We start from the raw sequence: 25,871 nt of genomic DNA, 5'->3' as shown, positions 1-25,871 counted from the left end.
AAGAAACTTACTTAACGATAACCTTGCGACCGCGGTAGTAACCGTCCGCAGTGATGTGGTGACGCAGATGAGTTTCGCCAGAAACTTTATCTACTGACAGAGCAGCAGTGGTCAGCGCATCGTGCGAACGACGCATACCACGCTTAGAACGGGTGGGTTTATTCTGTTGTACGGCCATGGACCTTACTCCTATTACTTACGCTTTAAACTGGCTAATACGGCAAATGGATTTGGTTTCTCCGCCTCTGCAGGCAGTTTGCCAAAGACCATGTCCGCCTCGGACACTTCACAGTGTTCAGAATCGTGCACCGGAACGACCGGCAGCGCGAGAATCAGTTCATCCTCAACAACCGCCAGCAGATCGATCTCACCAAACTCATTAACATCGACCGGCTCGTACGCTTCCGGCAATGCCTCGGCCTGCTCTTCAGAAGAGACAGGGCTGAAGCAATAACTTACTTTTACGTGATGGGGAAAGGTCTGGTTGCAGCGCTGGCAGCGCAACGTCACATTGACTTCAGCAGTACCCGTCAGTACCGCCAGACGCTGGCTGTCAACCGCAAACGACATGGCACAATCCACATCACTGTCCACACTAACGACCGACTCGGCCACACGCTCCACCTGTACAGATGTGTAGACACCCTGATAATCAAGGCGCTTCTGAGCGGTGCGGACAGGGTCCAGCGTTAGGGGTAATTTTACCTTTTGCATAGGGCGCGCATATTAACTTTGTAATGTCATAGAGTCAAAGAAAAAGGCCGTTAAACAGCATCTTTCAACCACTATTCGCATCCAGTGCGGCGCACAGTTTAAAATGACTGTCACCAATTCGCTATCACTATTGAAAAAAAATGACACCATCAATTCTTTTAGCTTCCACCTCTCCCTTCCGGCAGGCATTGCTGCATAAGCTGGGGCTGCCTTTTATCACGGCCGCGCCAGAGGTGGATGAGTCGCCTCGTCCCGCGGAAAGCGCAGAGGCGCTGGTGACACGACTTGCCGTAGCGAAAGCGCAGGCACTGGCCGGAAGCCATCCCGACCACTGGATCATCGGCTCCGATCAGGTCTGCGTGCTGGAGGGGGCGATCACCGGCAAGCCGCATACCGCAGAGAATGCCCGGGCACAGCTGCGTGCCGCCAGCGGCAAGGCGATTACCTTCTATACCGGGCTGGCCCTTTTTCATCCGGCCAGCGGCAGGCTGCTGCAGTGCTGTGAACCTTTTGTGGTCCATTTCCGCACGCTGACCGACGCGGAAATCGCAGGCTATGTGGAAAAGGAGCAGCCGCTGCAGTGCGCGGGCAGCTTTAAAAGCGAGGGGCTGGGGATTTGTCTGTTTGACCGGCTGGAGGGACGCGATCCCAATACGCTGATCGGACTGCCGCTGATGGCGCTCAGCGCGATGTTGCAGCAGGCCGGCATCAACCCGTTAACGGCGTGATGCCAGCGCGATTACGCTTTCCGCTGGCGCAGCTTCTGCAGGCACTGCTTCAGGCCCTCATCCAGTGGCGCTTCTACCCGCATCACTTCTCCCGTGCCGGGATGGGTAAAGGTCAGCGCCGCCGCATGCAGGAACAGGCGCGTTAAGCCGGTTGACGCCAGCTGGCTGTCGAACTCGCGTTCGCCATAGCGATCGTCAAAGGCAATCGGATGCCCGGCGTGCAGCGTATGCACACGGATCTGATGCGTGCGCCCCGTCACCGGGCTTGCCTTAACCAGCGTGGCGAAGTCGAACCGCTCTTCCACTTTAAAGCGGGTTTCCGAGGGCTTGCCTTCACTGCTGACGCGCACCACGCGCTCGCCGCTCTGCAGAATGTTTTTCAGCAGCGGCGCCTGCACCACCTTGAGGTGTGACGGCCAGTTACCGCGCACCAGCGCCAGATAATCTTTCTGCATCCCTTTTTCCCGCAGCTGCTCATGCAGGGAACGCAGCGCCGACCGCTTTTTGGCGACCAGCAGAATACCGGAGGTATCCCGGTCCAGGCGATGCACCAGCTCCAGGAAACGCGCGTCAGGCCGTAATGCGCGCAGCCCTTCGATGACGCCGAAGGTCAGCCCGCTGCCGCCGTGGACAGCGGTGCCGGAAGGCTTGTTCATCACCAGCAGTGACTCATCCTCATAGAGGATCGCCTCTGCCAGCGACGCGACCTTCGCCAGTTTAGGGGAAACAGCGTCTTCATCGCGTTCCGCCACCCGAACCGGCGGAATGCGCACCTCGTCGCCCTCCTCCAGTTTGTACTCAGGCTTAATGCGCTTTTTATTCACCCGCACCTCGCCTTTGCGAACGATGCGATAAATCATGCTTTTAGGCACACCCTTAAGCTGGGTGCGCAAAAAGTTATCAATGCGTTGTCCGGCATTTTCAGCCGTGATGGCGACAAACTGTACGCCGGGATTCTCTGTTTTCATGGCGGCGATTCTAAATAGTGTCCCCTGATAGCGCCACCCCTTTTTCTGTGCTTAACTCTGGGGTTGATGTGACGGCAGGCGGCTTCTCTGCTGGCTTTTTCAGCAATGCGCTGCTTTGTCCGACACATTAGCGCGTTAAATGTAAAGAAACTTCACAAGCTGGCTAAAGTCGCCTTGCTATATGAAGGTTAGCAATGGAATAATGCTTGAGTTTCTTACCTGAAGCATTTCAGGGCAGAAAAAGAGCGAAATTGTCATTTTGCCGGATTGAGCAGACACGCAGCAATGGCGTAAGACGTAATGCGAAATCAGGCACTTAGCGGGCTGCGGGTTGCGGCCTGGACAACAGGTTGGGATGCACGGGTTTTCTTTATTCTCTCAGGCATTTCCCCTATCTGGTGCTGTTTTCCCTTATGAAAAACAGGCCACCGACGTTATTTGCGCCCCTCGCGCGGTCGACAGCCGTGAGGCAGACGACACTGCACTAAGTCACGGGGCCATCGGTTGATACTCGTCCAGGGTAACTATGCCCGCAGCTGTAATCACTCATGAAAGAATAACGAGTAAGTCACGATGAAAAGAATGTTAATAAACGCAACTCAGCAGGAGGAGTTGCGCGTTGCACTGGTTGACGGTCAGCGCCTGTACGATCTGGATATCGAAAGTCCCGGACACGAACAGAAAAAAGCCAACATTTACAAAGGTAAAATCACTCGCATTGAACCCAGTCTTGAAGCTGCGTTTGTCGATTACGGCGCAGAGCGTCACGGTTTCCTCCCGTTAAAAGAAATTTCCCGCGAATATTTCCCTGCCAGCTACAACGCACATGGTCGTCCTAATATTAAAGATGTGCTGCGTGAAGGTCAGGAAGTCATTGTTCAGATCGACAAAGAAGAGCGCGGCAACAAAGGCGCTGCGCTGACCACCTTTATCTCGCTGGCAGGCAGCTACCTGGTGCTGATGCCGAATAACCCGCGCGCGGGTGGCATTTCCCGTCGCATCGAAGGCGACGACCGCACCGAACTGAAAGAGGCGCTGTCGGCGCTGGAGCTGCCGGAAGGCATGGGTCTGATTGTCCGTACCGCGGGCGTCGGTAAATCTGCCGAATCGCTGCAGTGGGACTTAAGTTTCCGTCTCAAGCACTGGGACGCGATCAAGAAAGCCGCTGAAAACCGCCCTGCACCTTTCCTGATCCATCAGGAAAGTAACGTGATTGTGCGCGCCTTCCGCGACTATCTGCGTCAGGATATCGGCGAAATCCTCATCGATAACCCGAAAGTGCTGGAGCTGGCGCGTCAGCATATCGCTGCGCTCGGCCGCCCGGACTTCAGCAGCAAAATCAAGCTCTACACCGGTGAGATCCCGCTGTTCAGCCACTATCAGATCGAATCGCAGATCGAATCCGCTTTTCAGCGCGAAGTCCGTCTGCCTTCCGGCGGCTCGATTGTCATCGACAGCACCGAAGCGCTGACCGCCATCGATATCAACTCCGCTCGCGCCACACGCGGCGGCGATATCGAAGAGACCGCGTTCAACACCAACCTGGAAGCGGCCGACGAGATTGCGCGCCAGCTGCGTCTGCGTGACCTGGGCGGCCTGATCGTTATCGACTTTATCGATATGACCCCGGTTCGCCATCAGCGCGCCGTTGAAAACCGTCTGCGTGAGGCCGTCCGTCAGGATCGCGCCCGTATCCAGATCAGTCATATTTCCCGCTTCGGCCTGCTGGAGATGTCCCGTCAGCGTCTGAGCCCGTCATTAGGCGAATCCAGTCATCACGTCTGCCCTCGCTGTAGCGGCACCGGCACCATCCGTGATAACGAGTCACTGGCGCTGTCGATTCTGCGTCTGATTGAAGAAGAAGCGCTGAAAGACAACACCAAAGAAGTGCACGCGATCGTGCCGGTTCAGGTCGCCTCTTACCTGCTGAACGAGAAACGTGAAGCGGTCAACGCCATCGAGAAACGCCAGGGTGGCGTGCGCGCGGTCATCGTACCGGATGACAAGATGCAGACCCCGCACTACTCCGTACTGCGTGTGCGCAAAGGCGAAGAGACGCAGACCCTGAGCTATCACCTGCCGAAGCTGCACGAAGCGGAAATGGCGATGCCATCCGACGAGGAGCACGCTGAGCGTCGTCGTCCTGAGCAGCCGGCTCTGGCCGCCTTCGTCATGCCTGACGCCCCGCCGGCGCCGGTCGAGGTCGCGCCTGAAGCGAAGCAGGCGAAAACGCAGTCTGCTGCCAAAACCACGCCGGAAGTGGCCGCACCGGCTGCCGTCAGCACCGGTTTCTTCGGTCGTCTGATTGGCGGTCTGAAGAAGATGTTTGCGGGCGAAGAAGCGCCAGCTGCCGCACCTGTGGCGACTGAGGTTGCGGAACCGCAGAAGGCGGCTGAAAGTGAGCAGCAGCAGAACAACAGCCGTGGCGAGCGCCGCAGTAACAATAATAACAACCGTCGTAACAACAATCGTCGCGAGCGCACACCGCGCAACGGCGACAACACGCAGTCGCGTGAAGGCCGTGAACCGCGCGAAAGCCGCGAGCCGCGTGAACCGCGCGAGAGCCGTGAACCGCGTGAAAGCCGCGAGCCGCGCGATGGCAACGACAACCGTCGTAACAAGCGTCAGTCTCAGTCTGCCGAGACCCGTGAAGAGCGTCCGGCGCTGAGCGAAGAAGCGCGTCAGCAGCGTGATGAGCAGCAACAGCAGCGTCGTGAGCAGCGTGCTGAGCGTCAGCGTCGTCGTCAGGAAGAGAAACGTGCCGGTGAAGAGGCCGCCAAAGCGGCGGAGCAGGCCGCCGTCGTGGCTGAGTCTCAGGAGGTCGGCGAGGCACAGGATGACGAGCGCGTGCAGGTTATGCCGCGTCGTAAGCCGCGTCAGCTTAACCAGAAAGTGCGTGTGGATGACAATCGTCAACCTGTGACTGCCGAAGCGGCTGCACAGCCCGCTGAGGCGCGTCAGCCGCAGCAGAGCAACGTTTCTCAGCCTGAGCTGCCAGCACAGCAGAACGATGAGCAGGATGATAACGACAACCGTGACAGCGCCAATATGCCGCGCCGTTCACGCCGTTCGCCGCGTCATCTGCGCGTCAGCGGACAGCGTCGTCGTCGTTACCGTGATGAGCGTTATCCGACGCAGTCAGCGATGCCGCTGGCCGCTGCGGCCGCCTCACCTGAGATGGCATCCGGTAAAGTCTGGGTTCGCTATCCGGTAAGCCAGGCCAGCGATGAGCAGGTTCAGAACGCAGCGACAGAAACCCCGGCGTACCACCGTGAAGAGCCAGCAGAGGTCGCTGCAGCCCCGGTTGCCGCCGCTGTCGACGCCGTTGCGCAGGATGCACCTGTTCAGCAGGCTGAGCCACAGGCAGAAACGCCAGTGCCGGTTGTGAACACTGACGACACCCGCGCTATCGACGCGCCGGTTGATGAGCAGCCTTCTGTGGTTCCGGCCGCCGAAGAGGCGAAAGCGGAAGCCGTTGCGGCCGAAGCCGTGCCGGCTGAACCTGTCGCTGAAGCCTCACCGGTTGCAAAACCTGCCGCTGAAACCGCAGAGGTGTCTGAACCCGCAGAGGCTGCACCGGCTGAACCCGCAGACGCTGCCGTGCCAGCAAAAGTGGCAGAGCAGACCGCCAGCGATGTCAGCGACGCTATCACCACAGAAGTCGAGGAAGTGCTGAATGCTCCGGTCGCCGCAGAAGCAGAATCTGCCCCTGTCAGCGAGCCGCATGCACCGGTAGCCGCCCGCGATGTCGCCCCGGCTGCGCCGGTTGTCGTGACCGAACAGCCAGCCCCCGCTGCGGAGGCACCAGCGAATGATGGCACCCGCTGGAAGCACTTCGCATCGGCACCGATGACCAAAGCGCCTGCGCCAGCCTGGCAGTCCGAGCCTGCGCGGCACAGTGACTGGGTGCGTGCCCCGTACCAGTTCGACGGTCGTGGTTCTGCGGGCGGTCACAGCGCCACCCATCAGGCCACCGCGCCGGCTACCAAGCCGTAACGCAGACGCCGTTGTAAACACAACCCCGGCCTGATTCGCCGGGGTTTTTTTATGGTTGTGGATCTGCTTAATGCTGCGTGACAGACACCGGTTTCCGGGCCGCATACTGAAGTCTGATGGCGCTGACGGGGCCGCTCGTCAGGTCTGGCTTTCCGCCCGACGGTTTCCGGCTGAGGTTCTCCCTGCGACAGCGCCCCTTCACGGGCTGAACGCCAGGCAAAAAAAACCCCACGCGCCTTTACCAGGCGGGTGGGGAAAAGTAAGCGCATCCGGTTAAAGTACGCTCAAATTTTCAGGTCAGATTACGAATTCATCTTAAACAGCGACATCTTCGACATGTCGGTAAAGGTCTTATAAGAGGCCTGCAGCGCGGTCTGCTGCATGGTGTAGCTGGAGGCTGCCTCGGTGTAATCGACGTTGACCAGATCGCTCATCTGCGAGTTATAGATCACGCTGCGGTCATCGCCCTGGGGATTCAGGGTATCGGTGATCTCTGACAGCTGGATACCGATTTCAGAACGCACGGCTAAGACATTGTTCAGCGAATTGCCCAGACCCCGGTTGGTTTTATCCATCGCCGCCTGGAACGTCTGTTTAGTCGCGGCATCCGCATTATCCTGCGGGACTTTCAGCGCAGCGATGGCGCTATCCAGCATCTTAAACAGGTTGGTTTCGCTGGCGCTGCCATCCGGCTCTTTTTTGGCATTGCTTGTAATCGACATAAAGATAGCATCGCCGGTGTGTGCCACCGTCATGGTCCGGCTGGTGTCAACCTTCTGGGTAATCGCCTCGGTGCCACCGGTGTAAGCGACACCCGTGCCCGCCGTATCCGCGAATGGCGCGCTGTCCGTCTTATAGCCAGCAAAGATGTAACGGCCGTTGGCATCTTTACTGTTAGCCTGGTTCAGCAACTGCGCACGGATCCCCTCCAGCTGGGTCGCGATCGATCCCCGGTCATCGTCACTCAGCGTGCCGGTGGAACCGTTAACGATCAGCGTCTGCGCATTCTGGATACTCTCAGTGACACCTTTCAGCGCATTCTCTTCCAGTGACAGACCCTGCTCAGCAAAGGTACGCGCCAGCGCATACTGTTTTCCCTGCTGTTGCGTCTGCGACAACGCGACCGCGCGCGAGGCGGCAATCGGGTCGTCCGACGGGTTGGTGACGCGGCGACCGCTGGAGAGCTGTTCGCCGACTTTAAGCCAGGAGGCCTGCGAGTCGGTAATCCCGCGCACCTGCTGGTCAAAAATCATATTTGTACTGACTCGCATGTTATCTCCTGCCCTTAGCGAATATTGATCAATGCGTTAAACACGGTGCTGGCCGTCTGCAGCACCTGCGCATTAGCCATGTAATATTGCTGATATCTGGTCAGGTTGGCGTACTCCTCGTCGAGGTTGACACCAGAGACTGACTGCTGGCGCTCGGTCAGCTGGCTGACCACGCTTTTCTGGGTGGTGCTGGTGGTTTCCAGCGAACTGGTTTTGTTACCCACGGTGCTGACGATGCTGGCGTAAGCCTGCGACAGCGTGGCGTTGCCACCGACCAGCTTCACGTCCTGCAGGTTCAGCAGTTTCTGCGCGTTGCGGTTATCGCTCTCTCCGCCGACGCCAGCCGCCGCCGCGACCTGAGATTCGCTGGTAATCGCCACTGACATATCGTTGATCACGTTCTGCACCGGCTTCACCAGGAAACTGTCTTTCGCGGCAGGCGCAGGCGAGGCGCCGACTGTCAGCTTCAGACCGTCGAAGCTCAGCGTAGTGTTGCCGCTGGCATCGGTTCCCTTTGTCAGCGTCACGGCCGTGCCGTCTGCCGCGCGGGTGGCGCTCCAGTTTGTGCCGTCATAGCTGACGGTGTAGTTGGACGCTTTCAGCGCGCTGGTGTCGGTCCACTCTGCGGTAACGGACGCGCCAGTGCTGTTTTTGCTGTTACTGACGACCAGCGGGCTGCCAATCTTAAAGAAATCGACGCCCTGATTGCCCTGGCTGTCGAAGCCCTGCTTGTGAACATCATTGAAGCTGGTGGTAAAGGCGGCGGCTAACTGTCCCAGCTGATTCTGCGCCAGATCCAGATCCTGCGACCGGAATGACAGCAGACCGCCCAGCGAACCGGTGGTGATCAGTTTTTCCGGGATCTCAACGTTGCCCGCCTGCTTATCGACATAGCCAAGGGTCGTCCGGGTCGGATCGCTGCTGGAGGTCATCGCCACCAGATCGTTCGATTTATAGCCGTTGACCAGCGTCAGGCCGTTCGCCATCGAGACGGTGTAGTTCCCCTCCTGCTCAGAGACGTTAACGCCCACCATCTTGTTCAGGTCACTGACGAGCTGATCGCGTTTATCCAGCAGATCATTGGGCGTTGCGCCGTTTCCGGTGGTCAGTTTGCCAATCTGCTTGTTGAGATCGGCAATCTGGCTGGTCAGGGTATTCACCTGTTTGACGTCTGAACCGATATCCGCATTGACGCTGTTCTGCATGTTATTCAGATACTGCGCCGTGCTCTGGAACTGGCTGACCAGTCCCTGCGCATTGCTGAGCATCGACTGACGTGCTGAGGGATCGTTGGCGTTGCTGACCACGTTCTGCAGGTTGGTGAAAAAGCCCTGCAGCGAGGTCGACAGGCTGGTAGTGGAGGTCGACAGCAGGTCGTCAATGTTTGAAATCTGGCTGTGCTGGGTATCCACTGCACTGTAGTTCGCGCTGGCACCGCGCAGCTGCGTGGCGATAAACGCGTCATATTCACGCTGTACCCCGGTCACGTTGACACCGTTACCGTAATAGCTATTGCCCTGCAGCGTGCTGCTGGCCTGCGCTAACAGCGTAGTCTGACGCGAATAGCCCGCCACGGTGTAGTTGCTAATGTTGCTACTGGTGGTGCTCAGGGCGGCCTGCGCGGCACTCAGTCCGCTCATGGCGGAGTTAATTATGCTGGACATCTCGGTTCCTTACGTTCCCCGTCAACCGGGCTGGCAAACATCAAAGTGGGCGCCAGCAGGCGAAAACGCATCTGGCTATAGGCCTGTTATCGGCTTGCTTAAGTGAAACTTGAGGCTCAATGATCAGAACAGATCGCCCACATCCTGGGTGTAGGCTTTAACGACCTTTTCACCCATGCTTTTGAATTGCTGAATCATTCCCACCAGCTTTTGCGCATATTTCGGATCGGTGGCATAGCCTGCCGCCTGCAGTGCCTGCGCACCCTGCTCTGCGCTGGCGGCGTTCGTTACCGCCGCATAGCGCGGGTTTTTGGTCAGCAGTTTGACGTAGTCGGTCAGCGCCTCAAAATAGGAGTTATAGACCCGGAAGCTGGCGCGGACTTTTTTCGCTTCGCCCTGCTCATATTCGGTGGTCATGATATCCGTCGTCTCCCCTTTCCAGTCACCGCTGGCTTTAATCCCGAACACGTTATAGCTCGGTTTGCCGTCGCGGGTCAGGATCTGGCGCTGTCCCCAGCCCGACTCCAGCGCGGCCTGCGCCAGAATCAGGTGATGAGGGATGCCGCTCTGCTGGCTCGCTGCCTGCGCCGGTTGCATCAGCTGGGCGATAAACTCGCGGCTGTCGCCAGGCAGGCCGGTCGGGGACGCGGCGGGCAGACGCGGCATCGCCTTACGCACAATCTGCTCCAGCTGCTGCGCATGCATCGGTATTGCCCCACTGGTACTGAGGATGAAGCTTTTATCCAGCTTCATCGGCACTGTACCGGCGGTTTCATCCGGGGCAGTGGCGGGCTGCATCTGTTTGACGATGGTTTCCGCCAGGCCAAGACCGCGCTTCCCCATCTCCTGGGCAATCTGCTGGTCATACATTGAGGTAAAGAGTTTGGTCTGTTCGTTGCTCATAATCCCGTCCTGCGGCAACGCTTCACGCATACTCTTCAGCATCATCTGTACAAACATCCCTTCGACCTGACGCGCCACCTGCAACGCATGGCCTTTCGGATCGTTGCTGGCCTGGTGTTTCAGTTCATTCAGGGAGCGGCTGTCGTAAGCCGCACTCATTACAGATTGCATATCAGCCATCAGATAATTTCCAGTTTGGCACGCAGACAGCCGGCACTCTGCATCGACTGCAGAATCGACATCAGTTCGATAGGCGATGCACCCAGTGCGTTCAGCGCACGTACCACGTTGTTCAGGCTGGCGCTGGCATTGACACGCTGCAGCGCACCACCGGACTGGCGCAGATCGATCTGGGTCTGCGTGGTCGCCACCGTCTGTCCACCGGCCAGCGGCGTGTCAGGCTGGCTGACGTTCTGCTGCTGATTGACCGTGACCGACAGGTTGCCCTGCGCCACCGCACACTGATTCAGCGTCACTTCGCGGTTCATCACCACCGAGCCGGTGCGTGAGTTGATGATCACTTTCGCATCCTCAACCGGAATCGAGACGTTGATGTTCTGGATATCAGCCAGCAGGCGCACCTGCGCGCCATTGTTCGGCGACACGCGGATCTGAACGGTACGGGCATCCAGCGGCTGCGCCGAGCCATAACCGCCGCGCGCGTTAATCGCATCAGCAATACGCTGCGCCATCGAAAAATCTTCGTTGTTCAGCTGCAGGTTGATGGTGTTCTGCGAGCCAAAGTTGCTCTGCAGTTCACGTTCAACGGTCGCCCCGCCCGTGATACGGCCACCGTTAAGCTGGTTTACCTGAACGCTGCTGCCGCCTGCGGAGGCGCCCGCACCACCGACCAGGATGTTGCCCTGCGCCAGGGCGTAAACCTGGTTATCGACCCCTTTCAGCGGCGTCATTAACAGCGTGCCGCCGCGCAGGCTCTTGGCGTTACCCAGCGATGAGACCACCACGTCCAGATTCTGACCCTGACGGGCAAACGCAGGCAGTTTTGCCGTCACCATGACTGCGGCCACGTTCTTCAGCTGCATGTTGGTTCCGGCCGGTACGGTGATCCCCAGCTGTGACAGCATGTTGCTCACGGTCTGAGTAGTAAAAGGTGTCTGAGTCGTCTGGTCACCGGTGCCATCGAGGCCCACCACCAGGCCATAGCCCAGCAGCTGGTTATCACGTACGCCCTGTACCGTGGTGAGATCGCGAATCAAATCGGCCCTGGCCAGCAGGCTGACACTCAGGAGCAGCGCCAGCCCGGCGCGTAACAGCGTTAACTTTTTCATTGAAGCCTCTTACATCGGAGAGATGTTCAGGAAGAAGCGCTGCAACCAGCCCATGGTCTGCGCCTCATTGATATAGCCATTACCGACGTACTCAATACGTGCATCGGCGACCGCGGTAGATAACACAGCGTTGCTGGCGCTGATGGTGCGTGGGTTGACCACGCCCGAGAAGCGGATGAACTCTGTGCCCTGATTAATGGCGATCTGTTTTTCACCGACTACGTGCAGGTTGCCGTTCGACAGCACCTGATCCACGGTGACGGTAATAGTGCCGGTAAAGGTGTTGTTAGCGGATGCGCCGCCTTTACCCGCGAAGTCGTTTTTGCCTTCGGCACTGAGGTTGGCTTTTTCGCCACCTGCCCCTACCAGACCAGCCAGTCCGGTTGGAACGGCGCTCAGGCCAAAGCTGTTTTTGCCATCGCGGCTGGCATTCGCCGACGAGCTTTTGCTGGCGCTGACGTTTTCCTGCAGGGTGATGGTCAGGGTATCGCCAATGTTGCGTGGACGGCGATCTTCAAACAGCGGCTGATAGCCGTAGTTAAGCGGCGCAACGCCCTGAAAAATCGATCCGTTAACCACCGGTGGCGCGGACGGCAGCGGCTGCGCCGTGGTTGCGCCCTCGACCAGCGGGGTCCGCGGGACCAGCGCACATCCGTTAAGAGTTAGCAGCAGTGAGGCGACTAACCAATGTCCAGGCTTGAGAATCTGTTGCTTCGCCACGGTGTCACGACCTTATTCATGTCTCTGTTTCAGGCCAGCAGGCGCTGGCCCTGTTCGGGATTAAATCTGGGTTAATTTCGCCAGCATCTGATCAGAGGTGCTGATCGCCTTGCTGTTGATTTCGTAGGCGCGCTGCGTCTGGATCATGGTGACCAGCTCTTCCGCCACGTTAACGTTCGAAGTTTCGGTGTAGCCCTGATAGAGCAGACCGGCACCGTTCTGGCCTGGCGTGCTGTCAGTCGGCGCACCCGATGCCTGGGTCTCCTTGTAGAGGTTTTCACCCACGCTATCGAGACCGGCATCGTTCATAAAGGTGCTCAGGGTTAACTGACCCACCTGCGCGGCCTGCGCCTGACCCTGCTGGGTCACGCTGACCACACCGTCACGGGAAACCGTGATGCTGGTGGCGTTAGCCGGAATGGTAATGCCGGGCTGCACCGGGAAACCGGAGTTGGTCACCAGCTGGCCGTTCTGATCCACCTGAAACGCGCCGTCACGGGTATAAGCAGAGGTGCCATCCGGCATCTGAATCTGAAAATAGCCCTGGCCGTTAATGGCGATATCTTTTGAGTTACTGGTCTGCGACAGGTTGCCCTGGGTGTGCAGACGCTCTGTGGTCACCGGACGCACACCAGTACCAATCTGCAGGCCGGAAGGCAGCGTCGTCTGTTCAGACGACTGCGTGCCCGGCTGACGCATGGTCTGGTACATCAGATCTTCAAACACGGCACGCGAACGTTTAAAACCGTTGGTGCTGACGTTTGCCAGGTTGTTGGCAATGACGTCCATGTTCATCTGCTGCGCATCAAGACCGGTCTTAGCGATCCATAAAGAACGAATCATGTTGTTATCCTCGCGCCTTAGCTCATGTTCAGGAGCTGGTTGGCTTTTTGTTCATTTTCGTCGACGTTGGTGATGACTTTCATCTGCATCTCAAAACGTCGGGCGTTGGCGATCATATCGACCATGGTTTCCACCGGTTTGACGTTGCTGCCTTCCAGCACGCCCGGCATAACCTGCATGGTGGCGTCCGCCTGCAGGGCCGCGCCGCGGGTGGCCTGCGTTGCGGCCGTCGGCCGGAACATGCCATCATCGCTGCGCTGCAACTCCTGGCCGGTCGCCCGCACCAGTTTGAGCTTGCCCAGCTGAACCGTGGCGTTAGGTGAATCACCGGCATTCAGCCCGGTAATGGAGCCATCTGCCGCGATGGTGATCTCCGTGCCCTGTGGGATCACAATCGGGCCGCCATCGCCCATCACAGGATTGCCCTGAACCGTCAGCGTGCCGTTCGGGCTGATCTGCATATTGCCGTTGCGGGTATAGGCTTCACTGCCGTCTGCGGTACGTACCGCCAGCCAGCCATCCTGCTGCACCGCCACATCCAGCGGACGCTCGGTGTAATCCATCGCGCCCTGGCTCATGTCTGCACCCGGCGTTGAGGCAGCCACCAGCGTACGGGTTGGCAGAGACCAGCCACTCACCGGCACGGCGCGCAGCGCGTTGAGCTGCGCACGAAAGCCGGGTGTTGAGGCGTTGGCGAGGTTGCTGGCGGTCACCGCCTGCTGATCCAGCGTCTGGCTGGCCGCGCCCATCGCGGTATATATCGCGTGATCCATAAGGCAATCCTGTTAGCGAATTAACGTAAGTTAACCAGCGTGTTGAGAATCTGGTCCTGAGTTTTGATGGTCTGCGCGTTCGCCTGATAGTTACGCTGCGCAACGATCATGTTCACCAGCTCTTTACTCATATCGACGTTTGACGATTCCAGCGCGCCCGCCGTCAGTGAACCAAAGGTGCCGGTGTTCGCCAGGCCAACCGCTGCCTGACCGGAGGCGTTCGAAGCCTGCCAGACGTTGTCGCCCTTCGACTGCAGACCTTCCGGGTTAGAGAAGCTCGCCAGCACAATCTGACCCAGCAGCTGGGTTTTCTGGTTTGAGTAGGTGCCGGTGATGGTGCCGTCGTTATTGATCGCGTAGCTGGTCAGATCGCCTGGCGCATAGCCATCCTGAGTCGGGCTGCCAAAAGTGGTGGCGCCGGTGTTCTGCTGCAGACTGCCCAGCATGCTCATGGTAATGGGCTGGTTTGCGACCGCACCATTGGCGCCGCCCGCGTTCAGCGTCAGGCCGACGGTGCCATCTGTGGTGGTGCTGACAACTGCGCCGCTGGCGTCCAGCTTAGAAACGCTGGTCAGCTTACCGCTGGTGTCAAACGCCATGCGGAAGTCACCCGCCGAGCTGCCGGTTTCGCCATCGATGGTGCGCACGGTCCAGCTGTTGCTGGTGGCATCTTTCGAGAAATACATGTCGAGCGCGTGGTCATTACCCTGCGAGTCGAACACGGTCACGGTGGTTTTCTTGTTGTAGCTGTCCGCGTTCGCCGTCGAGAAGGTGGTGACGGAAGGCGTGGTATCCGTGGAGTTCAGGTTAGCAACCAGACCGGCGGTGGTCGTGGCACGCGCGGACATCTGCTCGGTTGCAATACGCAGCGCCACCGGGTTCGCACCCGCCTGAATGGTGGCCGGTGAACCGCTGGCCGGATAGCCGGTCACGTTCAGGCCCTGGGTGTTGATTAGGTTACGGTTGGCATCCAGCGTGAACTGGCCGTTACGGGAATAGAATACGCCGCCGCTGCTGTCGGTCATACGGAAGAAGCCGTTACCGCTCAGCGCCACATCCAGCCCGCGGCTGGTGGTGGTGGTCGCACCGTCGTTGAAGTTCTGAATGACCGCCGCGACTTTGGTGCCGAGGCCGACGTTAGAACCGGCAAACATATCGGCGAACGCGATGGTGCTGGATTTAAAGCCCGCTGTCGCGGAGTTGGCGATGTTGTTACCGATGACATCAAGGTTACTTGAAGCAGCACCAAGGCCGCTGACCGCTTGGGAAAATGACATGTGTGTGTGTCCTGTCTACAGGTTAATCAGAGAATCTGACGTACGTCGTCAAGGGTGGCGGAGCCCATGGTGCCGAGATCCAGTTTTGTGGTGTCGTTGGCCGTACTCACCCCGTTGACGTAGGCGTAGTTAAGCGGTTGTGCCACCAGTTGTGTGCTGCCATTGCTTGCGGCAATAGCAACGGTATATTTCCCATCCGGGGCGACAGAGCCATCGCTCAGCTTGCCATCCCAGGAGAAGGTGTGAACGCCTGCGCTCAGCGCGCCCAGGTCCACGGTGTTGACCACGGAACCGCTGGCATCCTTAATGGTGGCGGTGGCTGCCGTCGACGCGGAGGTCAGCTCAACGCCAAAGGGGGTGGTGGTGCCCTTGCCAACCAGAATCTGCCCGCCGTTAACCATGACGCCATGACCAATCAGCGTGGAGCTCTGCAGCGACTGGCTGGTGTTGATCTGTCCGGAGATCGATCCCAGCGTGGTATTCAGTTTTTCAATGCCGCTCAGGGTATTGATCTGTGCCAGCTGTGTGGTGAGCTGGCTGTTATCCATCGGATTGGTGGGATCCTGGTTTTGTAACTGCGTCACCAGCATGGTCAGGAACTGATTCTGCAGATCCTGCGCACTGTTACTGGTGCCGGTGCTGGATGAGCTCAGGACCGTGGGGTCCAGCTTTTCGTTAACGCCTACCGCGATAGCCATTATCTTTCTCCGTTATTGCCCGATCGTCAGGGTTTTCATCATCATCGACTTCACGGTGTTGAGCACTTCAACGTTGGCCTGGTAACTGCGGGACGCCGACATGGTGTTGACGCTTTCCGAGACCACATCCACGTTGGGCATTTTCACGTAGCCTTTGGCATCCGCCATGGGATTGCCCGGGTCGTAGACCAGCTTCGGCGGCGTGGGGTCATCCACCACTTTCGCCACTTTCACGCCACCGGTCGCGGCGCCTGGCGCCGCATCGGTCTGGAAGACCACCTGTTTGGCCACGTAGGGTTTACCATCGGGGCCGGTGACGCTGTCGGCGTTGGCCAGGTTACTGGCACTGACGTTTAATCGCTGTGATTGCGCGGTCATCGCTGAGCCGGCAATGTCAAAAATGTTCAGCAAGGCCATAATTATTGCCCTTGTAACACGCTCATCATGCCTTTGATCTGGCTGCTGATGAGGGTGAGGTCGGTTTGATATTTCAGGCTGTTATCCGCGAACTGGGTACGTTCACGGTCCATATCTACGGTGTTGCCGTCGGCAGAAGGCTGATCGGGGATCCGATAAAGCATGTCCATCGAGGGCGCACTGTTGGTCTGCGCTTCAATGTGGCGGGCTGACGTGACTTTTAACGCCATGCTGCTGCCTTCCGCACGACCGTTGGACATCACCCGACTCAGCTCGCTGGCAAAGTCGATATCCCGGGCCTGATAGCCAGGGGTATCGGCGTTGGCAATGTTTGACGCCAGGATCTCCTGACGCTGAGCACGCAGGTTGAGGGCCTCGGTTCCAAATTTCAGCGCCGCATCCAGTTTGTCGAGCATGTTTCCTCCGCAAATGAGAATTTCGAGCTGGCAGCTTAATTTGAAAAAGCAAGAGGTCATCGTCTGAATAACGCCTCAAATGACCGCTATTTTAACTCTTGAGGATTTTCGGGAAGGGGTACACTCGTCGGCATTATCGGTGAGGAGATGCAAAATGCGTCGATATCTGACTCTGCTGGCCAGCCTGCTGGTCGCAATCGCCCTGCCGGCTTCTGCCGGGGATCTCACGGCACAACTGAATCAGTTTTTTAAAGCGCGTGACGTGCAGCATGCTGCTGGCATGGTGGTGGTGATTCGCACGCCGCAGGAGCAGTGGCCCGCCTGTGAGTCACCGCAGTTCAGCCTGCCCGGCAACAGCCGGCTCTGGGGCAATATGAGCGTGGCGGCCAACTGCGGTGAGAACCGTCGTTATCTTCAGGTACAGGTGCAGGTGACCGGCACCTACCTGGTGGCAAACCGTCTGCTGAGCCGTGGCAGCAGCGTCAGCGAGAGCGACTTCACGCTGCAGACAGGCCGCCTGGATACCCTGCCCGCCCGCGCCCTGCTGAACAGCGACGCCGTTGCCGATGCCGTGGTGCTGCGCGATATACAGCCCGGTCAGCCGATTAACCCCTCCACGCTGCGTCAGCCGTGGCGGGTCAAGGCCGGTCAGAACGTGATTGTGATTGCCAGCGGCGACGGTTTTGATGCCAGTGGCGAGGGGCAGGCGCTCAACAATGCCGCCCGATCGCAGTGGGTGCGGGTCAGGATGGGAAATGGCCAGATTGTCAGCGGTAAGGTGCGCGAGGATGGGAATATTCTTATAACGCTGTAAAGTGTTAAAGAAGCCCCTCATGCTGCCGATAGAAGAATCAACAAAGCGATTACGCTATTATGATTCAGGTGGCAGACTTCCCCTGACCCTACAGGAGCCCGAATATGAGCATTGACAGAACGCAACCTCTGAAACCCGCCAGCACCGTACAGAGCCGTGATAACAGCGAGCCTGGCAGCAGCAAGGTGCGTCAGAGTGCCAGCCCGGTCGCGAGCGCGCCTGCGGCAGCCCAGGTCAGCCTGAGCAGCGCGCAGTCACAGCTGATGCAGCCGAGCAGCAAAGACATTAACGTCGAGCGCGTTGAACAACTGAAAACCGCCATTCGCAATGGCGAACTGAAGATGGATACCGGCAAAATCGCCGATGCGCTGATTGCCGACACTAAAGCGTATTTAGAGGGTAATTAATTCCCATGAGTAATTTGCAGACCACATTAGATAAGATGCAGGATGTGCTGGCGTCGCTCTCCGCTGTGCTGGAAGAAGAGCAGCAGCAGCTGGCAGCGGGCAGCATTAACAGCCATCTGTTGCAGCGTATTACCGAAGATAAGAGTGCGCTGCTCACTACGCTGAATTATCTGGATGAGATGCGCCGGACCGCCGAACAGAGTCAGGCGACATCCGCACCTTATCGTGGTCAGAACGACATGGCGCGCCGCTGGGAGACCATCCAGCAGCATACCCGTCGTCTGCAGGATGCCAATGTGCATAATGGCCTGCTGCTGCAACATCAGATCCGCTATACCGAAGAGGCGCTTAATGTGCTGAAGCCGCATCAGACCCAGGCCTTTTATGGCCCGGATGGTCGGGGAAAAGGCCTGGCGACGCTGAGTCGCAAAGCCTGAAATCCGGACATAAAAAATCCCGCCTGATGCGGGATTTTTTATTATGTACTTTCGCAGCGGGTTACACCGCCGTGCGGCGGGCGTAGTCGCGCAGCCGGAAGCCCAGCAGCCCCAGCGCGAGGAAGTACGCGCCACCGCCGACCGCACAGACCGCCGCCAGACGCAGCAGGCGCCACAGCATCGAGCCATGCTCCCAGGCCGGCATCCACTGCAGCACCGCAAACAGCGCCCCTGCCATCGCCACTACCGCAATCAGCAGACGAATCAGGAAACTGCCCCAGCCTGGCTGCGGCATAAAGATCTTCCGCTTGCGCAGCTGCCAGTAGAGCAGCGCCGCATTCAGGCACGCCGCCAGACCAATCGACAGCGACAGGCCCGCATGTTTTAACGGACCGATAAACGCCAGGTTCATCATCTGCGTCATGATCAGCGTAATAATGGCGATCTTAACCGGAGTTTTGATGTCCTGACGGGAGTAGAAACCTGGCGCCAGCACTTTCACCACGATCAGGCCCATCAGGCCGACCGAATAGGCGATCAGGGCGCGCTGCGTCATGGCCGCATCAAATGCCGTGAATTTACCGTACTGGAACAACGCCACGGTCAGCGGGCCGGAGAGCATGCCCAGCGCCACCGCGCTGGGCAGCGCCAGCAGGAAGCAGAGGCGCAGGCCCCAGTCCATCAGCCGTGAATACTCATCGTGATTGCCGCTGGCAAAACTCTTCGCCAGCGACGGCAGCAGGATGGTGCCCAGCGCCACGCCCAGCACCCCCGACGGAAACTCCATCAGGCGATCCGCGTAGTACATCCAGGAGACCGATCCCGACACCAGAAACGAGGCGAAGATGGTGTTGATAATCAGCGAGATCTGGCTGACCGAGACGCCCAGAATGGCCGGGCCCATCTGGCGCATTACCCGCCAGACGCCCGCGTCACGCAGGTTCAGGCGCGGCAGGACCAGCATACCGAGTTTTTTCAGGTGAGGCAGCTGATAGCCGAGCTGCAGCACCCCGCCCGCGACCACCGCCCAGGCCAGCGCCATCACCGGCGGATGGAAGTGCGGCGCGGCAAACAGGGCAAACCCGATCATGCTGACGTTCAGCAGGGTCGGCGCAAAGGCAGGCACCGAAAAGCGGTTCCAGGTGTTCAGCACCGCCCCCGCCAGTGAGGCCAGCGAAATCAGCATGATGTAAGGAAAGGTTACCCGCAGCAGCGAGCTGGTCAGGGCAAACTTATCTGCGCTGTCGGCGAAACCCGGCGCCGTCACCATGATGACCCAGGGAGCCGCAATCATGCCCGCCACGGTCACCAGCGCCAGGACCAGCGTCAGCAGACCGGAGACGTAGGCCAGAAACAGTTTTGTCGCCTCGTCACCCTGTTTGCTTTTATATTCAGCCAGAATAGGCACAAAGGCCTGGGAAAAGGCACCTTCGGCGAAGATACGCCGCAGGAGGTTGGGCAGTTTAAAGGCAACAAAGAAGGCATCGGTCGCCATGCCGGCGCCAAACACCCGCGCCACAATGGCATCACGGGCAAAGCCCAGAACGCGGGAAAACAGGGTCATGGAACTGACCGCTGCCAGCGATTTCAACAGATTCATAATTGACGGCGCATCCTGAAAAGAATCAGCAAAAAAGGAGAATTAGCGCGGACACCAAAAGGTGCCCGGCGACAGTCTACTGCCACAGCCGGAAATGACCAGCACGGAGTGTTACAAGGCGTTATTCACGGGTCGCATCGCGCCACAGTTTTTCCACCACGCGCTGCGCCATCAGCGCCTGCTCACCGCTGGTTTCAGGCTTCGTCTGATTTTGTACGCAGTCGATAAAATGGCGGGCGGCTCCGCTGAAGCCGCGCTGAGCCAGATGGCTCTGCCAGGCAGGGGGCGGCGGGATCAGCAGTTGACCGCCCTGCTCCTCCTGCCAGTCACGCATCTCGCTGATGTCGATACACTTTCCTGCACCCACCACGCTGACCCGTTCGCGCTGACTGCCCGCGCGCCGGTGCATGCTGGTCGTGATCGACAATCCCGCCAGCGAGAAGTGATGTTCGGCATAGAGCATCTGCCCCTGCTCGTTGGTATCGATGCGCCCCTGAACCTCACGAAAGGGTTTGCCGCCCAGCCAGAGTGCGGTGTCCACCACATGCAGGTAGTCGTCAAGCAGGGTAAAACGCAGATCCTGCGGCCCGACGCTGTCGCTGCGATGCTTTTCAATCCGCAGCGACGCCGCGCCTGCCATTTCCGCCCGCAGTTGCTGATAGCGCGGCGCGAACCGGCGGTTAAACCCCACCATCAGTTTACGCTGCCGTTTTTCCGCCAGCGCCACCAGCGCCTCTGCCTGATCCAGCGTGTCGGCCAGCGGCTTATCGACGCAGACATCCTTTCCGGCCAGCAGCAGTGTCCTGACCACCTCATAATGGGTGGCGGTGCTGCTGTGGACAAACACCGCATCGCAGGCCGCGGCTAAGTCATCCAGCGATCCAAAACAGTGCATGCGATAGCTGTCGCAGATTGGACGGGCTTTGGTCTGGTTCGGGGAAAAGGCACCCACCAGCGTCCAGTCCGTTGCCGCCGACAGTACCGGCAACCAGGCTTTCTGCGCAATCCCGCCGAGTCCCACTACGCCAATACGTACGCTCATCTCAGCTCTCCGGTGACAGCAGTTGATCAAGCCGGGCCTGAAGCCGGGCGACCTGGGTTTCCAGCGTGGCAACGCGCGCCGCCAGATCGTCCTGTATCTCCGCTGACGCTGCAGACGGGGGCGTCTCACTCTCGTCACCCAGCAGATGCATAAAGCGGCTTTCGCGCTTGCCCGGCTCGCGCGCCAGCCTCATTACCTGCGCACTGTCGTCACGCTGCATCAGCGCCTCCAGCGTCTGTTCAACTTCGCTGACATCACTGAAGTCATGCAGCCGTCCGCTGCGGGTGCGCAGCTCACCTGGCGTCTGCGGCCCGCGCAGCAAAAGCAGCGTGAGGATGGCGACTTCGGCGCTGTTCAGCTTCAGCGCGCCAAAGGCGGAGTTGCAGAAACGCTGCCCATACTTCATGACCCGCTGCCCGCCGCCACTGCTGGCGGTGATCAGATGTCGCTTCTCCAGCTGATCGAGCTGATCCTGCACCTCACTCTCGCTTAGCTCCATTACCGGCTCGCGATTCGATTTCTGGTTGCAGGCCACCACTACTCCATTCAGTGACAGCGGATACTGCTCCGGCGTTGTGACCTGCTTCTCCAGCAGGCAGCCCAGCACCCGCTGCGCCTGCGCCGATAAAGCCATCTTCATGTTCGCATCCTCATTAGTGTCCACGCCGGTCAGGCGTCCATTCCCGCTGGGTTAACGCCGTCAGTACGTGATCCTGCCAGCGCCCGTCGATCAGAAGATAATCTTTCGCGTAGCCCTCTTTTTCAAACCCGAGCCGCGCCAGCAGATCGCCGCTGCGCTGATTGTGTGGCATGTAGTTGGCCATGATGCGATGCATATGCTGCTGGCGCTGCATATAGCGGATAGCCGCCTGCAGTGCTTCGAACATCAGTCCCTGGCCCTGCCACTTTTCACCCAGTGAATAGCCAAGGTAACAGGCGTGAAAGGAGCCGCGCAGCACGTTGCTGAAGTTCGCCACGCCCCGCACTTCGGTTTCTTCGCTGTCCATCAGAATGAAATAGAAGGCCGACCCCTGTTTATGCAGGTCAGTAATGAGGCCGAGTCGCGCCTGCCAGCCAGAGGGGTAGCAGTGGCTGTCATCGCGCACCGGCTCCCACGGTTTGAGAAAAAGGCGGTTTTCCGCATAGTAATCTGCCATTCGCCAGGCATCACGTTCGTGAACCAGACGAACCACCAGCCTGTCGGTGGTTAAGCGCACCCTGGGCGCGGCAGAACGATAGCCAAACATCCTGACTCCTGAAATCAATGGCTGATAGAGATGAGCCGTCATTACCCGGCCTTCACTATAACCGCCACCCGGGCTAGGGTAAAACGTTACTGCGGTTCTGCCATAAAGCGGTTGATTTCGCACGGTTATCGCCACCTGCGACGGTGACGCTGCTGGCCGCCCGCGACCCCGGTTTGCCCTGTCCACTAATCTCTTCCATACTTTTTATGGGTCCGCAAAACAGCATGAATTGATTCATGCTGTTAAACCCTAAACCTGCTATACGGGAGATCAGGATGAAGCTCTATATCTATGACCACTGCCCTTTCTGCGTGAAAGCGCGCATGATTTTTGGTCTGAAAAATGTGCCGGTTGAGCTGGTGGTGATGCTCAACGATGATGAAGAGACGCCAGTCCGTCTGGTTGGCAAAAAAATGGTGCCAATTCTGCAGAAGCAGGATGGCAGCGCCATGCCGGAGAGCATGGAGATTGTCCACTACGTGGATCAACAGGATCACGCGCCGCTGATCACCGGCGCGCTGAATCCGGCCATCGCCGACTGGCTGCGTCACATGAACAGCTATGTGAACAAGCTGCTACTGCCACGCATTGCAGAGGCGGCGTTTGCCGAGTTTGCTACGCCAGAGGCGCGCAACTATTTCCGCACGAAAAAGCAGGTGAGCATAGGCGACTTTGCCGCATTGAAGAGCCATTCGGCCGGATTGATCAAAAATGTCAGCGATGACCTGCGCAAGCTCGACAGGCTTATCGTCCAGCCCAATGCGGTCAACGGCGAGCTATCGGAAGACGATTTTAGCCTCTTCCCCCTGCTGCGCTCGCTGACGCTGGTAGCCGGTATCGACTGGCCCGCCCGGGTCGCCGACTATCGCGATAACATGGCAAAACAGACCCAGGTCAATCTGCTCTCCTCCATCGCCCACTGACATGCCAGATGAGAGGCGCTGCGGCGTTTCTCATCCCTTTCCTGATGACACCCGCCCTACATTCAGGCAGGCTATGGCCTGTTTACTGGCTCTGATATTCAGGATATCGATCGATGAAAAAGGCTTTTTTCGGGCTGACCGCCCTGCTGTTCGCCCTGCTGCTGAGCGGCTGTAATAAGCTGATGCAATACACCATCAGCGAGCAGGAAGTTAACCAGGCGCTGCAGAAGCATAACAACTATGAGAAAGATATTGGCGTTTCCGGACTGGTTAACGCGCACATCGTGCTGAACAATCTCAGCAGTCAGATTGGTCGCGAAGAGCCGGGCAAAGTGACCCTCTCCGGCAGTGCCAAAATCAACGTCACCTCGCTGTTCGGGCCACAGCAGGCCGATATGCAGCTGAAGATGCGGGCTCAGCCGGTCTACGATCCGCAACAGGGTGCCATCTATCTGCGCGATCTGGAGATTACCGATGCGCAGGTGGCACCGGAAAAAATGGCCGCGATCATGAAGACGCTTACCCCCTACCTCAATCAGTCGCTGAAGAGCTATTTTGATCAGAAGCCCGCCTACGTGCTCAGCGCCGACCGCAGCAAAGGCGAGTCGCTGGCGAAGCGGTTCGCGAAAGGGCTGGAAGTGAAGCCTGGCGAGCTGGTGATCCCTTTTACGCAGTAAGCCCGAATGCCGCGCCTCTGGCGCGGTTTTTCTTTTCTGCATAAAAAGCAGGTGCAAACGGTTGCCTGAATCCTTATGCTTAGACCCCGGCCAAAACACGCCTTTTGTTTTCTCTTCTGCCGGAGCTTCACTGATGACAGCACACCCTCAGCAACTTACCCTGCGTCGCCCTGACGACTGGCATATTCATCTGCGCGACGATGAGATGCTCAAAACGGTCCTGCCCTATACCAGCGCGGTAAATGGTCGTGCCATTGTGATGCCAAACCTGGTGCCGCCTGTGACCAGCGTTGCGGCGGGGGAAGCCTATCGCGAGCGTATTCTGGCGGCACTGCCCGACGATCATAAGTTTACCCCGCTGATGACCTGCTATCTGACCGACTCCCTCGACCCGGATGAGCTTGAGCGCGGTTTCACCGCCGGTCTGTTCACTGCCGCCAAACTCTATCCGGCCCACGCGACCACCAACTCCAGCCACGGCGTGACCGACATCGCCTCGATTGCGCGGGTGCTGGAGCGGATGCAGACGCTGGGCATGCCGCTGCTGGTGCACGGTGAGGTGACCGCGGCGCATGTCGATATCTTTGATCGTGAAGCGCGCTTTATCGAAACGGTGATGGAGCCGCTGCGCCGCCAGTTCCCGGCGCTGAAAGTGGTAATGGAGCATATTACTACCCAGGATGCCGCGGACTACGTTGCCGCTGCCGATGAGAACCTGGGGGCGACCATCACCCCGCAGCATCTGATGTTTAACCGTAACCACATGCTGGTAGGCGGCATCCGTCCGCATCTCTACTGCCTGCCGATCCTCAAGCGCAACGTGCATCAGGAGGCGCTGCGCAAGGTGGTGGCGAGCGGCCATCCACGCTTCTTCCTGGGCACCGACACCGCGCCGCATCTGCGCCATCTCAAAGAGTCCAGCTGCGGCTGTGCCGGGGTATTTAATGCGCCGACGTCACTGCCCGCCTACGCCACCGTATTTGAAGAGCTGGGGGCGCTGGAGCACTTTGAGGCGTTCTGTTCGGAGAATGGCCCGCGTTTTTATGGCCTGCCGCTGAATGAAGGCACAATTACGCTGGTGCGTGAAACCTGGCAGGTGCCGGACACCATCGCTCTGGGCAGCCACTCACTGGTGCCGTTCCTGGCCGGTGAGACGCTGAACTGGCGCATCGCATAATTTCGCTTGCCTCCGGCCTGCGGATACTGTAAATATATACAGTATATTAACCGGAGGCTGTTATGCGCGTTGAAATTACCGTATCAAATACCCGACCTCTTCCTGCTGGCGCAATCGAAGCATTAAGCGACGAGCTGTCGCGCCGCATCGATGAACAGTTCCCTGACTCGACCAACCACGTCAAGGTGCGTTACGCCAGTACCAACAATCTCAGCGTGCTGGGCGGTGGAAAAGAGACGCGCGACCAGATCAGCGAGATCCTGCAGCAGACGTGGGAAAGCGCTGACGACTGGTTCATTACTGATTAACCGCCACTGTGTTTTTTTCCGGGTGTCGCCACCCGGTTTTTTTATCTTTTCTCCCCTCTCGCGCTTCCCCCGCCCAGCATCTAGACTCTGAATGATCAATGCCCTATGCTTGCGCTCGTCACGCATAACAGGAGATGCGACACCATGACTACTGATAAACCAGAAGAGGCGATGACCTTTGGTGAGTTGCTGGCACTGATTGGCGACCAGCAGCGTCGTTTAACGGTGCTGGAAAATGCCTTTTCCAGTCTGATGTTCTGTCTTGACGATCGGGCCAGCCAGCTGCTGGCGCATAATCTGTCGCTGGAAGCCCAGAACCAGAATCACGATGAGCAGCTCCAGCAGCACTTTGCCCGTCTGGCAGAAAGCGTTCAGAGACGTGGCGGCGGCATCGTGCCGGAAACGCCGACGCTTTGATCCGATCTGGCCTTATCCGCTTTTTGCCTGTCCATTGAATCATGATAAAAATGCCTGCCCGTCAGGCATTTTATTTTTCATCTCCGGCCTGTTAAACACGAATGTTCTGTGAGAAGCTGTTTCACGGCACTTTTTAAACAGTGAT

At 58.4% G+C, this 25,871-nt stretch carries 28 protein-coding genes; 10 read left to right on the top strand and 18 right to left on the bottom strand.

Translation table 11 applies throughout. The annotated features are described in order from the left end of the window. Positions 1-7: 7 nt before the first annotated feature. Together rpmF and yceD are read right to left on the bottom strand one after the other, a co-directional pair. Positions 8-178 carry a 50S ribosomal protein L32 gene (rpmF, locus tag ACNY69_RS03245; protein WP_003849870.1) on the bottom strand — a complete coding sequence of 57 codons (171 nt, stop codon included), beginning with the start codon at positions 176-178 and terminating at the stop codon, positions 8-10. 14 nt (positions 179-192) lie between these two features. Beyond that, the gene (gene yceD / locus ACNY69_RS03240; protein WP_111138644.1) at positions 193-714 is read right to left on the bottom strand and encodes a 23S rRNA accumulation protein YceD; all 522 of its coding nucleotides are present in this window, start codon (positions 712-714) and stop codon (positions 193-195) included. Between the two features lie 140 nt (positions 715-854). Here yceD and ACNY69_RS03235 point away from each other — a divergent pair, with 140 nt between their 5' ends. Beyond that, positions 855-1,442 carry a Maf family protein gene (locus ACNY69_RS03235; protein WP_418797300.1) on the top strand — a complete coding sequence of 196 codons (588 nt, stop codon included), beginning with the start codon at positions 855-857 and terminating at the stop codon, positions 1,440-1,442. Positions 1,443-1,453: 11 nt separating this feature from the next. Here ACNY69_RS03235 and rluC read toward each other — a convergent pair whose 3' ends face one another. Further along, positions 1,454-2,410, bottom strand: a complete 957-nt coding sequence (gene rluC, locus ACNY69_RS03230; protein WP_111138642.1) for a 23S rRNA pseudouridine(955/2504/2580) synthase RluC — start codon at positions 2,408-2,410, stop codon at positions 1,454-1,456. Positions 2,411-2,983: 573 nt separating this feature from the next. Here rluC and rne point away from each other — a divergent pair. Beyond that, complete coding sequence (rne, locus tag ACNY69_RS03225; protein WP_418797298.1) at positions 2,984-6,406, top strand: ribonuclease E; 3,423 nt, start codon at positions 2,984-2,986, stop codon at positions 6,404-6,406. A 302-nt stretch (positions 6,407-6,708) separates the two neighbouring features. Here the strand turns inward: rne and flgL are convergent, their stop codons facing one another. From flgL to flgB, 11 genes are all read right to left on the bottom strand, one after another. Then, a complete protein-coding gene (flgL, locus tag ACNY69_RS03220; RefSeq protein WP_111138639.1) occupies positions 6,709-7,677 on the bottom strand; it encodes a flagellar hook-associated protein FlgL in 969 nt (322 codons plus the stop codon). Between the two features lie 14 nt (positions 7,678-7,691). After that, entirely contained in the window at positions 7,692-9,341 is a 1,650-nt protein-coding gene (gene flgK / locus ACNY69_RS03215) for a flagellar hook-associated protein FlgK (RefSeq protein ID WP_418797296.1), read from the bottom strand. Positions 9,342-9,464: 123 nt separating this feature from the next. Beyond that, positions 9,465-10,424, bottom strand: coding sequence for a flagellar assembly peptidoglycan hydrolase FlgJ (flgJ, locus tag ACNY69_RS03210; protein ID WP_111138637.1), 960 nt, complete (start codon positions 10,422-10,424; stop codon positions 9,465-9,467). Next, complete coding sequence (locus tag ACNY69_RS03205; protein ID WP_111138636.1) at positions 10,424-11,533, bottom strand: flagellar basal body P-ring protein FlgI; 1,110 nt, start codon at positions 11,531-11,533, stop codon at positions 10,424-10,426. The genes flgJ and ACNY69_RS03205 overlap by 1 nt, the downstream gene beginning before the upstream one ends. A 9-nt stretch (positions 11,534-11,542) precedes the next feature. Further along, complete coding sequence (locus ACNY69_RS03200) at positions 11,543-12,253, bottom strand: flagellar basal body L-ring protein FlgH (protein WP_111138635.1); 711 nt, start codon at positions 12,251-12,253, stop codon at positions 11,543-11,545. A gap of 60 nt (positions 12,254-12,313) precedes the next feature. Next, positions 12,314-13,096: a flagellar basal-body rod protein FlgG gene (flgG, locus tag ACNY69_RS03195; RefSeq protein ID WP_009090877.1), complete on the bottom strand. Its 783-nt coding sequence runs from the start codon at positions 13,094-13,096 to the stop codon at positions 12,314-12,316. Positions 13,097-13,113: 17 nt separating this feature from the next. After that, positions 13,114-13,869, bottom strand: a complete 756-nt coding sequence (locus ACNY69_RS03190; protein WP_111138634.1) for a flagellar basal body rod protein FlgF — start codon at positions 13,867-13,869, stop codon at positions 13,114-13,116. Between the two features lie 20 nt (positions 13,870-13,889). Then, positions 13,890-15,146 carry a flagellar hook protein FlgE gene (gene flgE, locus ACNY69_RS03185; RefSeq protein WP_418797294.1) on the bottom strand — a complete coding sequence of 419 codons (1,257 nt, stop codon included), beginning with the start codon at positions 15,144-15,146 and terminating at the stop codon, positions 13,890-13,892. Between the two features lie 26 nt (positions 15,147-15,172). Beyond that, the gene (gene flgD / locus ACNY69_RS03180) at positions 15,173-15,844 is read right to left on the bottom strand and encodes a flagellar hook assembly protein FlgD (RefSeq protein WP_111138632.1); all 672 of its coding nucleotides are present in this window, start codon (positions 15,842-15,844) and stop codon (positions 15,173-15,175) included. Between the two features lie 12 nt (positions 15,845-15,856). Further along, positions 15,857-16,261 carry a flagellar basal body rod protein FlgC gene (gene flgC, locus ACNY69_RS03175; RefSeq protein WP_111138631.1) on the bottom strand — a complete coding sequence of 135 codons (405 nt, stop codon included), beginning with the start codon at positions 16,259-16,261 and terminating at the stop codon, positions 15,857-15,859. 2 nt (positions 16,262-16,263) lie between these two features. After that, positions 16,264-16,677, bottom strand: coding sequence for a flagellar basal body rod protein FlgB (gene flgB / locus ACNY69_RS03170; RefSeq protein ID WP_128085685.1), 414 nt, complete (start codon positions 16,675-16,677; stop codon positions 16,264-16,266). A gap of 154 nt (positions 16,678-16,831) precedes the next feature. On the opposite strand from flgB, the gene flgA reads away from it, so the two are divergent. The 3 genes from flgA to flgN all read left to right on the top strand — a co-directional run bounded on the left by flgA (position 16,832) and on the right by flgN (position 18,335). Beyond that, positions 16,832-17,491: a flagellar basal body P-ring formation chaperone FlgA gene (gene flgA / locus ACNY69_RS03165; RefSeq protein ID WP_111138629.1), complete on the top strand. Its 660-nt coding sequence runs from the start codon at positions 16,832-16,834 to the stop codon at positions 17,489-17,491. 104 nt (positions 17,492-17,595) lie between these two features. After that, a complete protein-coding gene (flgM, locus tag ACNY69_RS03160; protein WP_111138628.1) occupies positions 17,596-17,898 on the top strand; it encodes a flagellar biosynthesis anti-sigma factor FlgM in 303 nt (100 codons plus the stop codon). A gap of 5 nt (positions 17,899-17,903) precedes the next feature. After that, positions 17,904-18,335, top strand: a complete 432-nt coding sequence (gene flgN, locus ACNY69_RS03155; RefSeq protein ID WP_111138627.1) for a flagellar export chaperone FlgN — start codon at positions 17,904-17,906, stop codon at positions 18,333-18,335. Between the two features lie 61 nt (positions 18,336-18,396). On the opposite strand, the gene murJ is transcribed toward flgN, so the two are convergent. From murJ to rimJ, 4 genes are all read right to left on the bottom strand, one after another. Beyond that, entirely contained in the window at positions 18,397-19,935 is a 1,539-nt protein-coding gene (gene murJ / locus ACNY69_RS03150; RefSeq protein WP_367396243.1) for a murein biosynthesis integral membrane protein MurJ, read from the bottom strand. 121 nt (positions 19,936-20,056) lie between these two features. Then, positions 20,057-20,977 carry a Gfo/Idh/MocA family protein gene (locus ACNY69_RS03145; RefSeq protein WP_111138625.1) on the bottom strand — a complete coding sequence of 307 codons (921 nt, stop codon included), beginning with the start codon at positions 20,975-20,977 and terminating at the stop codon, positions 20,057-20,059. Between the two features lies 1 nt (position 20,978). Further along, positions 20,979-21,617 (bottom strand): DUF480 domain-containing protein, encoded by a 639-nt coding sequence (locus ACNY69_RS03140; protein ID WP_418797293.1) that lies wholly within the window; start codon positions 21,615-21,617, stop codon positions 20,979-20,981. Between the two features lie 13 nt (positions 21,618-21,630). Then, a complete protein-coding gene (gene rimJ / locus ACNY69_RS03135) occupies positions 21,631-22,224 on the bottom strand; it encodes a ribosomal protein S5-alanine N-acetyltransferase (protein ID WP_111138623.1) in 594 nt (197 codons plus the stop codon). A 275-nt stretch (positions 22,225-22,499) separates the two neighbouring features. Here rimJ and grxB point away from each other — a divergent pair, with 275 nt between their 5' ends. The 5 genes from grxB to ACNY69_RS03110 all read left to right on the top strand — a co-directional run bounded on the left by grxB (position 22,500) and on the right by ACNY69_RS03110 (position 25,726). Further along, entirely contained in the window at positions 22,500-23,147 is a 648-nt protein-coding gene (gene grxB / locus ACNY69_RS03130) for a glutaredoxin 2 (RefSeq protein WP_293773993.1), read from the top strand. Between the two features lie 113 nt (positions 23,148-23,260). Then, positions 23,261-23,824 (top strand): lipoprotein, encoded by a 564-nt coding sequence (locus tag ACNY69_RS03125; RefSeq protein WP_111138621.1) that lies wholly within the window; start codon positions 23,261-23,263, stop codon positions 23,822-23,824. A 133-nt stretch (positions 23,825-23,957) separates the two neighbouring features. Next, positions 23,958-25,001, top strand: coding sequence for a dihydroorotase (pyrC, locus tag ACNY69_RS03120; RefSeq protein ID WP_111138620.1), 1,044 nt, complete (start codon positions 23,958-23,960; stop codon positions 24,999-25,001). 62 nt (positions 25,002-25,063) lie between these two features. Continuing rightward, a complete protein-coding gene (gene dinI, locus ACNY69_RS03115) occupies positions 25,064-25,309 on the top strand; it encodes a DNA damage-inducible protein I (protein ID WP_111138619.1) in 246 nt (81 codons plus the stop codon). 144 nt (positions 25,310-25,453) lie between these two features. Further along, positions 25,454-25,726, top strand: a complete 273-nt coding sequence (locus tag ACNY69_RS03110; RefSeq protein ID WP_111138618.1) for a hypothetical protein — start codon at positions 25,454-25,456, stop codon at positions 25,724-25,726. The last annotated feature ends 145 nt before the right edge of the window (positions 25,727-25,871 follow it).

Origin of the sequence: Pantoea graminicola, from assembly GCF_048452665.1 — a bacterium.
Classification (GTDB): domain Bacteria; phylum Pseudomonadota; class Gammaproteobacteria; order Enterobacterales; family Enterobacteriaceae; genus Pantoea.
Note: the sequence above shows the minus strand (reverse complement) of the source record. Positions and strands in the feature narration are given on the sequence as shown.